This window comes from Crenobacter caeni, from assembly GCF_010435965.1.
Classification (GTDB): Bacteria; Pseudomonadota; Gammaproteobacteria; order Burkholderiales; family Chromobacteriaceae; genus Craterilacuibacter; species Craterilacuibacter caeni.
This window is the reverse complement of the sequence record NZ_JAAGAA010000009.1, coordinates 204,459-212,436: the sequence shown is the minus strand read 5'-3', so window position 1 is coordinate 212,436 and position 7,978 is coordinate 204,459. Positions and strand designations below refer to the sequence as shown.

The following is a 7,978-nucleotide window of genomic DNA, read 5'->3' as shown; positions in this document are numbered from 1 at the left end:
CGTTCGACTTGCATGTGTAAAGCATGCCGCCAGCGTTCAATCTGAGCCAGGATCAAACTCTTCAGTTCAATCTCTAACTTTTTCGTACTTCTGGCACGCAAGTCCAAAGAAACTTTCGTTTCCTTCTTCTTGCAGTGCAAGTGTTGGCTGCGCCAAGCACTCACACCTATCGGTTGTTCGTTCTGTTAAAGAGCAGTGACGTTTCGCGTTGTGTGCGTTGCGTCGAGGTGGCGAACTATACGTTTGCGGCCCGCCTCCGTCAACACCCGGCCACGCAAAAACCGCAACAAAATCGTCATGCGACTGATTTGAATAAGAAAAAGGGCACCCACTTCTGCGGGCGCCCCGATTTCGCAGGTTCAACTGCGGTAGTCGGCGTTGATCCGCACGTAGTCGTAGGAGAAGTCGCAACTCCACACGGTCGCCTGCACTGCGCCGCGGTTCAAGCGGACGCGCACGGTGATCTCCGGCTTGGCCATCACCCGCTGGCCGTCGGCTTCCTGGTAGCCAGGATGGCGGCCGCCGTCGGCGGCGACCAGCACTTCGTCCAGATAGAGTTCGATCCGCTCGACGTCGAGGTCGTGGATGCCGGCGTAGCCGATCGCCGCGAGCAGACGGCCGAGGTTGGGGTCGGACGCGAAGAAGGCCGTCTTCACCAGCGGCGAGCGGGCAATGGCGTAGCCGACCGCCTTGCACTCGTCCTGGGTGCGGCCACCTTCGACGGTGACAGTCATGAACTTGGTCGCGCCTTCGCCGTCGCGCACGATTGCCTGCGCCAGCTCAATAGAGAGATCGGTCAGCGCGGCCTTCAGGGGCGCGTAGTCCGGGTGCTCGGCCGAGTCGATCAGCGCGTCGGCGTCCTGGCCGGTCGAGATCAGGATGAAGCTGTCGTTGGTCGAAGTGTCGCCGTCGACCGAGATGCAGTTGAACGACACGTCGGCGACTTCGCGCACCAGTTGCTGCAGCACCGGGCGGGTCACCGTCGCGTCGGTCGCGACGAAGCCGAGCATAGTCGCCATGTTCGGGTGGATCATGCCGGCGCCCTTGGCGATACCGGTCATCACCACCTCGCGGCCGCCAAGCTGCAAGGTGCGGCTGGCCGCCTTCGGCTGGGTGTCGGTGGTCATGATCGCGTTCGCCGCGTCCAGCCAGTCGGCCGCCCGGCGGGTAGGCAGGCCGGCGATCAGCCGCTCGACCGGCAGCGGCTCGAGGATCACCCCGGTCGAGAACGGCAGCACCTGCTCGCGCGCGCAGCCGAGCTCTTCGGCCAGCGCCGCGCAGACCGCCAGCGCGTTCGCGCGGCCCTGCTCGCCGGTACCGGCGTTGGCGTTGCCGGTATTGACCACCAGCGCGCGGACCTGCACGCCGGCGTCCAGGTGCGCCTTGCTGACGACGACCGGCGCCGCGCAGAAGCGGTTCTGCGTGAACACGCCGGCGACGGTGTTGCCCTTGTCCAGCGTGATCACCAGCAAGTCCTTGCGGCCGGGCTTCTTGATGCCGGCCTCGGCGACTTCCAGGGTGACGCCGGGGACCGCGCGCAGGGCGTCGCGTGCGGGAACGGACAGGTTGACAGCCATGACAATTTCTCCGATTGGGTGGATTTCTTATTCCAATCGATTGTAACGGATTTGCCGCGCGCGTCGAGCGGCCTCAGTCGTCGCCGGCGGCGCCCTGCAGGCACTCGAGCAGCGCGTCGCCGTAGCGCGCGAGCTTGAGTTCACCCAGGCCGTAGATGCGCCTGAGCGCGTGCGCGCTCAGCGGGCGCTGCTCGACCAGCTCCCTGAGGGTGCGGTCGTTGAACACCGCGTACGCCGGCACGTTGTGCTCGTCGGCGACCGACTTGCGCCAGCGGCGCAGCGCCTGCCACAGCCGCTCCTCGCGCTCGGTGCGCAGCCAGGTCTCGCCGGCGCTGGTGCGGTTGCGCGTGTCGTCGACCAGCACGCGCAGGCGGACCTGTTCCTCACCCTTGAGGATGGGCCGGCTCGCCTCGGTCAGCACCAGCGACTGCCCCCGCGCGACGTCGATGGCGACGATCTTGCGCGCGACCAGCTGGCGCACCAGCGAGCGCCATTGCCGCTGTGTGAGTTCGCGGCCGATGCCCCAGGTCGACAGCCTGTCGTGGCCGGCGTCGACGATAGCCTGGTTGCTGCGCCCGAGCAGCACGTCGACCACATGGCGCGCGCCGAAACGCTGGCCGACCCGCCACACGCAGGAGAGCAGCTTCTGCACAGACTGGGTGGCGTCGAAGGTCGCTGGCGGATGCAGGCAGTTGTCGCAATGCCCGCACGGCTGGATGGTCTCGCCGAAGTGGGCGAGGATCTGCACGCGCCGGCACTCGGCCGTCTCGCAGAAGGCGACCATCGCGTCGAGCTTGGCCAGTTCGACCTGTTTTTGCAGCGCCGGCGCCTCGGAGGCGAGGATCATCTGGGTGAGCTGCACCATGTCGTTAAGGCCGTAGCACAGCCAGCTGGCCGAGGGCTGGCCGTCGCGCCCGGCACGGCCGGACTCCTGGTAGAAGTTCTCTGGGCTCTTCGGCATGTCGACGTGGGCGACGAAGCGCACGTCGGGCTTGTCGATGCCCATGCCGAAGGCAACGGTGGCGACCATCACCACCGCGTCCTCGCGCAGGAACACCCGCTGGTTCGCCTCGCGCGCCTCGTGGCTCATCCCCGCGTGGTAGGGCAGCGCGCGCACGCCGTTGTCGCACAGCCACTGCGCGAACTCCTCGACCCTTTTGCGCGACAGGCAGTAGACGATGCCCGGCTCGTCGCGGTGTTCGCGCTGGATGTAGGACAGCAGCTGCTTCTTCGCCTCGTGCTTTTCGACCACCTGATAGAAGAGGTTCGGCCGATCGAAGCTGGTACGGAACACCGGCATGCCATCGAGGCGCAGGAAGTGGACGATGTCGGCTTCGGTACGCGCGTCGGCGGTCGCGGTCAGCGCGACGCGCGGCACGTCGGGAAAGCGCTCGGCGAGCACGCCCAGTTGCTGGTACTCGGGGCGGAAATCGTGCCCCCACTGGCTCACGCAATGCGCCTCGTCGATCGCGAACAGCGAGACGGGAACGCCTTCGAGAAATTCGAGGAAGCGCCCGCCGAGCAGGCGCTCCGGCGCGACGTACAGGAGCTTGAGCGTGCCCGCGCGCGCGCCGGCGGCGATGCGGCGCGCCTCATCGGGCGGTGTCGCCGAGTTGAGGCTGGCCGCGTCGACACCCAGCTCGGTCAGCGCGGCGACCTGGTCCTGCATCAGCGCGATTAGCGGCGAGACGACGACGGCGACACCGTCGCGCATCAGCGCCGGGATCTGGTAGCACAGGCTCTTGCCGCCGCCGGTCGGCATCAGCACCAGCGCGTGGCCGCCGCCGGCGACGCGCTCGATGATACGGGCCTGGTCGCCGCGGAAGGCGGGGTAGCCGAACAGCTTGTGCAGGATATCCAGAGCTTCGCGCATGGTAGGCCGGGCGCACCTTTAAGGAGGGCTGAAAGCGGCCCATTGTATGCGCGAAACCCCTCGAACCCAAAGGCGGCAGGCTGACCTCGGGGCCGGTTTGTGCGAGACTCGCCGTCCAACGGAGGTCCACATGCGTACATACACCCTACTCGCTTCGCTGGCCGCGCTCGCGCTCGCCGGCTGCGCCACCCGCACCCCGACCGAGCGGCCGAGCGTGCCGTCCAAGCCGGTCGCCAACGCCGACTGGCACAACCTTGGCGTGTCGCCGTCGGGCAACGTGCTGCACGAGATCGACGGCTTGAGCATCCGCAAGGTCGGCGACCGCGAATTCTCCTTCCGCGGCCGCAAGACCGTGTTCAACCCGCGCAAGGAAAACTTCCTCAACACGCCGCCGCACAAGGTTTCGGTCAACCAGTGGGTGGTCGACTGCCAGGCGCGCACCGTGCGCCTGACCGGCGTCGCGCTGTTCGACGAAAACGGTCGCCAGATCGGCACGCCGTACACGTATAATGACAAACAGATCAGAGCGATGCCGATCGTCAAGAATTCGGCAAGCTATCACCAGTACGAATACGTGTGCGGGGCATCCGGCAACTGAGCCTCGCCCCCTCAGAAGGGACAGGCTTATGCGCAGGGTGGTGTTCAACCAGAAAGGCGGCGTCGGCAAGTCGACGATCGCGGTCAACCTGGCGGCGAGCGCCGCATGCCGGGGCAAGCGGGTGCTGGTGGTCGACCTCGACCCGCAGGGCAACGCGAGCCACTACCTGACAGGCGAGGTAGAGAGTGACCCGGCCAGCGGCGCCGCCGGCCTGTTCGAGCAGATGTTGAGCATCAGCCTGTTCGGCAAGAAGCCGCTGGAATTCGTGCAGGCGACACCTTTCGAAGGCGTCAGTCTGCTGGCCGCCCACCCGCAACTTTCCGAGCTGATGGGCAAGCTCGAATCGCGCTACAAGATGTTCAAGCTGAAAGAGGCGCTGGACAGCCTGGACGGGCGCTTCGACGAGGTGTGGATCGACACCCCGCCCGCGCTCAACTTCTACACGCGCTCGGCGCTGATCGCCGCCGACCGCTGCCTGATCCCCTTCGACTGCGACACCTTCTCGCACCAGGCGCTGCTCGCGCTGATCGACAACGTCGCCGAGATCCGCGCCGACCACAACCCGTCGCTCGAAATCGAGGGCATCGTCGTCAACCAGTTCCAGCCGCGCGCGAGCCTGCCCAAACGGCTGGTCGACCAGCTGCGCGCCGACGGCCTGCCGGTACTCGACCCGCCGCTGCCCGCGTCGGTGCGCGTGCGCGAATCACACGAGGCGTGCACGCCGATGCCGTGGTTCGATACGCGCCACAAGCTGACGCAGGCCTTTGCCGAGCTCTACGGCGCACTGGGCCCGGCCCGCCAGTAACGCGGCGCCTGGGCGCGCCACGCCTCGACCACTACCGTCTGCCCCAACCGCACCGTCAACTGGCCGTCCAGGTCGGTGCGTTTCACCCGCACGCCCAGCGCGCCGAAGCGCGCGAGCACCTCGGCGTGCGGATGACGGTAGCGGTTGCGGTAGCCGGCGCTCACCAGCGCCCACGCCGGACGCACCACACCCAGAATCGCGGGCGAACTGGAAGTCCTGCTGCCGTGGTGGCCGGCCACCCATACGTCCGAAGTGAGCGCCCGCCCGTAGCGCCCGATGAGTGCCGCTTCGGCAGCCTGCGGCAGATCGCCGGTCACCAGCAAGGCGCGCGACGGCGTCGCCACCCGCAGCGAGCAGCTCGCCGCGTTGTCGTCTGCCGCGCCTGCCTCGCCCGGCAGCACATCGAACCTCACACCGTCCCACACCCACGAGCGGCGCACGCAAGGCTGCGCCTGCAGCACACCGCGCGCGGCAAGGCGCTCCGGCTGGCCGGCGACCACCCGCCGCACGGGAAAGGACGCCATGAGCGAAGCCGCGGCGCCGACATGGTCGGCGTCGTCGTGCGACAGGATGAGCGTATCGAGCGCCCCCACCCCGAGCGCGACCAGTTGCGGGCGCAGCACGCGCGCAGCATCCCCCGCGCCGGTGTCGTAGAGCAGCGTGTGGCGCTGCGTGCGCACCAGCAGCGACAACCCCTGCCCGACATCGAACATCCTCACCTCGGCTTCACCCGGCGCCGGCTGCGGCGGCCGCCACATAAAAAGCGGCAGCCACAGGCAGGCGGCCAGCGCCCGCCAGCCCGCGCCCAACGGCAACAGCAGCAACAACGCCGCCGGCAGCGCCAGCAGCAGCAAGGGTGGCGGCAAGGCCGGCGGTGACCACTGCGGAAACTGCGCCAAGCCCTGCATCGCCCACACGAACGCTTCGGCGAGTTGCCCGCAAGCAGCTAGCGGCCAGTTCCACGGCAGGACGAGCGCGACAAGCGACAAGGGCGCGAGCAAAAGCGTCACCCACGGGATGGCGACCAGGTTGGCCGGCGCCGATATCAGCGGCAGCTCGCCGAACAGCCACAACAGCGGCAAGGGCGACACCAGCGCGATTGCCCACTGCCCGGCGAGTACCTGCCGCCAGCCAGACTGCGGCCTGCGGCCGAAGCCGGCCCACAGCAAGGCACCGACCAGGCCGAACGACAGCCATACCCCTGGCGCGAGCACCGCGAACGGGTCGACCAGCAGCACCAGTGCGAGCACCGCCCGCCACACGGTGAACACGCCCGTTTGCCGGCGCATGAGCAAAAACAGCGTCGCTGCGGAAAGCGCGAGCAGCGTACGCACCGTCGGCAGCGCGAAACCCGCCAGCGCGCTGTAGAGCAAGGCGGCGGCCAGTGCCGCGAGCGCGACCCACACCCTGGGCGTCGCGCCGCCGCCGAAACGCCGCGTAAGCACGAGGGCGCACCACGCGGCGAGCGCCGAGAGCATCGTCACGTGCACGCCGGAGATGCTGATCAGATGCACGGTGCCGGTCTGCCTGAGCGTCTGCCACAGCTCGGGCGACAGCGCGCCTTGCGCGCCGACGGTCAGCGCAGCAATGAGCGCCGCCGCGTCGCCCTCGCCAAGTACCCGGTAGATGCGCGTAAGCGCCGCCTCGCGCACGCGGTCGACGCCGGCTCGCCACCACGGCGCCTCGCCCATCGCCACGCGCGCCTTGCCGACAGTTGCCGTCGCGCGGATGCCTTCGCTCCAGTACCACGCCTCGGCGTCGAAGCCGGCCGGGTTGGCGACGCCGCGCGGCGCGCGCAGCCGCAACGTGGTCTGCCACACGCTGCCGGCCGGCCATGCGCGGTGCCGGTAGTCGCTGACGAGCACCTCGTCCGGCACGCCCGGCGGCGCCTCAAGCACCCGCAGCCGGAAACGCGTGGCGAATTCGCCCTCTACCGGCAAGGACGCGACCTCGCCGACCACCACGGTTGGCACGGCTTCGCGCTCGGGCAGCAGCGCATCGGCAAGCCTCAGATCCGCACGCCACGCCGCCCACGCAAACCCAAGCAGGCAGGCGGCAAGCCCCCACACGGCCCTGGCGAGCCAGCGCGGCCGGGCCAGACGCGCCAGCGCAAACAGCAGAAACAGCACCGGCAGCGTCGACAGGAGGACGGCGGATGAGGGCAAGCCGGGCAACAGCGCGGTGAGCGCGATCCCCAGGCAGAAGGCGGCCAAACGATCCATGCCTTATGCTAGACGCGGACGGTGCACTCGCTTATCGTGCGCACCCTGAACCACTGCCCATACCGCCATGCCCGCCCTGCCCCTGATCCTGCGCGCGCCCGAGCGCCGCGACTACGCCCAAGACCTGATCACCCGCTTCGGTTTCGAGTGGGGGTCGGCCGTGCCCCAAGCGGGTTACTGGCTCGAGCTCGGTTACGAGCGGCTGGAGTTGTGCACAACGGGCAAGCACGGCGCGGTCTACGCGGAATTTGTCGAGGGCGCCGCGCGGCACCGCCGCGAACAGGGCGGTGGCCGCGGCCAGCCGGTCGCGCGCGCGATCGGCCTCAAGAGCGCAAAGACGCTGCCCACCGTCATCGACGCCACCGCCGGCCTCGGCCGCGACAGCTTCGTGCTGGCGAGCCTGGGCTGCCGGGTGACGCTTGTCGAGCGTTCGCCGGTGGCGTGCGCGCTGCTGTTCGACGCGATCGGACGCGCCGCGCGCGACCCCGCCACCGCCGACATCGCCGCGCGGATGTCGCTGGTGCACGCCGATTCGATCGCCTGGCTCGCGGCGCTTGCCGACGAGGACAAGCCCGACGTCGTGTTCGTCGACCCGATGTTCCCGGACACCGACAAGAAGAGCGCGGCGGCCAAGAAGGACATGCAGGCGTTCCAGCAGGTGATCGGCGACGACCTGGACAGCGCGGCACTGCTCACCGCCGCGATCGGCGCCGCCGACAAGCGGGTGGTCGTCAAGCGGCCGCGCCTCGGTGCGCCGATCGAAGGCCCCAAGCCCAGCGTGGTGATCGAGGGCAAGTCGACGCGCTTCGACCTTTACGTGCGCAAGGCGCTTTCCTGAAAGTACACGCTCGCGATCTCGACAGGGAGCCATCACCGCCGTTACCCTGAATGGATTCCGATTTT

Annotated in this window: 6 protein-coding genes and 1 rRNA gene; 3 read left to right on the top strand and 4 right to left on the bottom strand. The window is 68.5% G+C overall.

From position 1 onward, the window contains the following. From GZH52_RS11365 to recQ, 3 genes are all read right to left on the bottom strand, one after another. Positions 1-68, bottom strand: a 16S ribosomal RNA gene (locus tag GZH52_RS11365); the annotation flags it as partial. Between the two features lie 291 nt (positions 69-359). Next, positions 360-1,577 (bottom strand): bifunctional glutamate N-acetyltransferase/amino-acid acetyltransferase ArgJ, encoded by a 1,218-nt coding sequence (gene argJ, locus GZH52_RS11360; protein ID WP_163316575.1) that lies wholly within the window; start codon positions 1,575-1,577, stop codon positions 360-362. Between the two features lie 73 nt (positions 1,578-1,650). Further along, a complete protein-coding gene (gene recQ, locus GZH52_RS11355; protein WP_163316574.1) occupies positions 1,651-3,450 on the bottom strand; it encodes a DNA helicase RecQ in 1,800 nt (599 codons plus the stop codon). Between the two features lie 130 nt (positions 3,451-3,580). Between recQ and GZH52_RS11350 the strand changes: the two genes are divergently transcribed. After that, positions 3,581-4,048: a surface-adhesin E family protein gene (locus GZH52_RS11350; protein WP_163316573.1), complete on the top strand. Its 468-nt coding sequence runs from the start codon at positions 3,581-3,583 to the stop codon at positions 4,046-4,048. Positions 4,049-4,076: 28 nt separating this feature from the next. Beyond that, positions 4,077-4,853: a ParA family protein gene (locus tag GZH52_RS11345; RefSeq protein WP_163316572.1), complete on the top strand. Its 777-nt coding sequence runs from the start codon at positions 4,077-4,079 to the stop codon at positions 4,851-4,853. On the opposite strand, the gene GZH52_RS11340 is transcribed toward GZH52_RS11345, so the two are convergent. Next, positions 4,823-7,075, bottom strand: coding sequence for a DNA internalization-related competence protein ComEC/Rec2 (locus GZH52_RS11340; RefSeq protein ID WP_163316571.1), 2,253 nt, complete (start codon positions 7,073-7,075; stop codon positions 4,823-4,825). The genes GZH52_RS11345 and GZH52_RS11340 overlap by 31 nt on opposite strands. 67 nt (positions 7,076-7,142) lie before the next feature. Between GZH52_RS11340 and GZH52_RS11335 the strand changes: the two genes are divergently transcribed. Beyond that, positions 7,143-7,913, top strand: coding sequence for a class I SAM-dependent methyltransferase (locus GZH52_RS11335; RefSeq protein WP_163316570.1), 771 nt, complete (start codon positions 7,143-7,145; stop codon positions 7,911-7,913). The last annotated feature ends 65 nt before the right edge of the window (positions 7,914-7,978 follow it).

What these genes read in the sequence shown, in the direction of transcription:
- argJ (WP_163316575.1), bottom strand. Translation starts at nt 1,577, where the DNA reads ATGGCTGTCAACCTGTCCGTTCCCGCACGCGACGCCCTGCGCGCGGTC.
- recQ (WP_163316574.1), bottom strand. Translation starts at nt 3,450, where the DNA reads ATGCGCGAAGCTCTGGATATCCTGCACAAGCTGTTCGGCTACCCCGCC.
- GZH52_RS11350 (WP_163316573.1), top strand. Translation starts at nt 3,581, where the DNA reads ATGCGTACATACACCCTACTCGCTTCGCTGGCCGCGCTCGCGCTCGCC.
- GZH52_RS11345 (WP_163316572.1), top strand. Translation starts at nt 4,077, where the DNA reads ATGCGCAGGGTGGTGTTCAACCAGAAAGGCGGCGTCGGCAAGTCGACG.
- GZH52_RS11340 (WP_163316571.1), bottom strand. Translation starts at nt 7,075, where the DNA reads ATGGATCGTTTGGCCGCCTTCTGCCTGGGGATCGCGCTCACCGCGCTG.
- GZH52_RS11335 (WP_163316570.1), top strand. Translation starts at nt 7,143, where the DNA reads ATGCCCGCCCTGCCCCTGATCCTGCGCGCGCCCGAGCGCCGCGACTAC.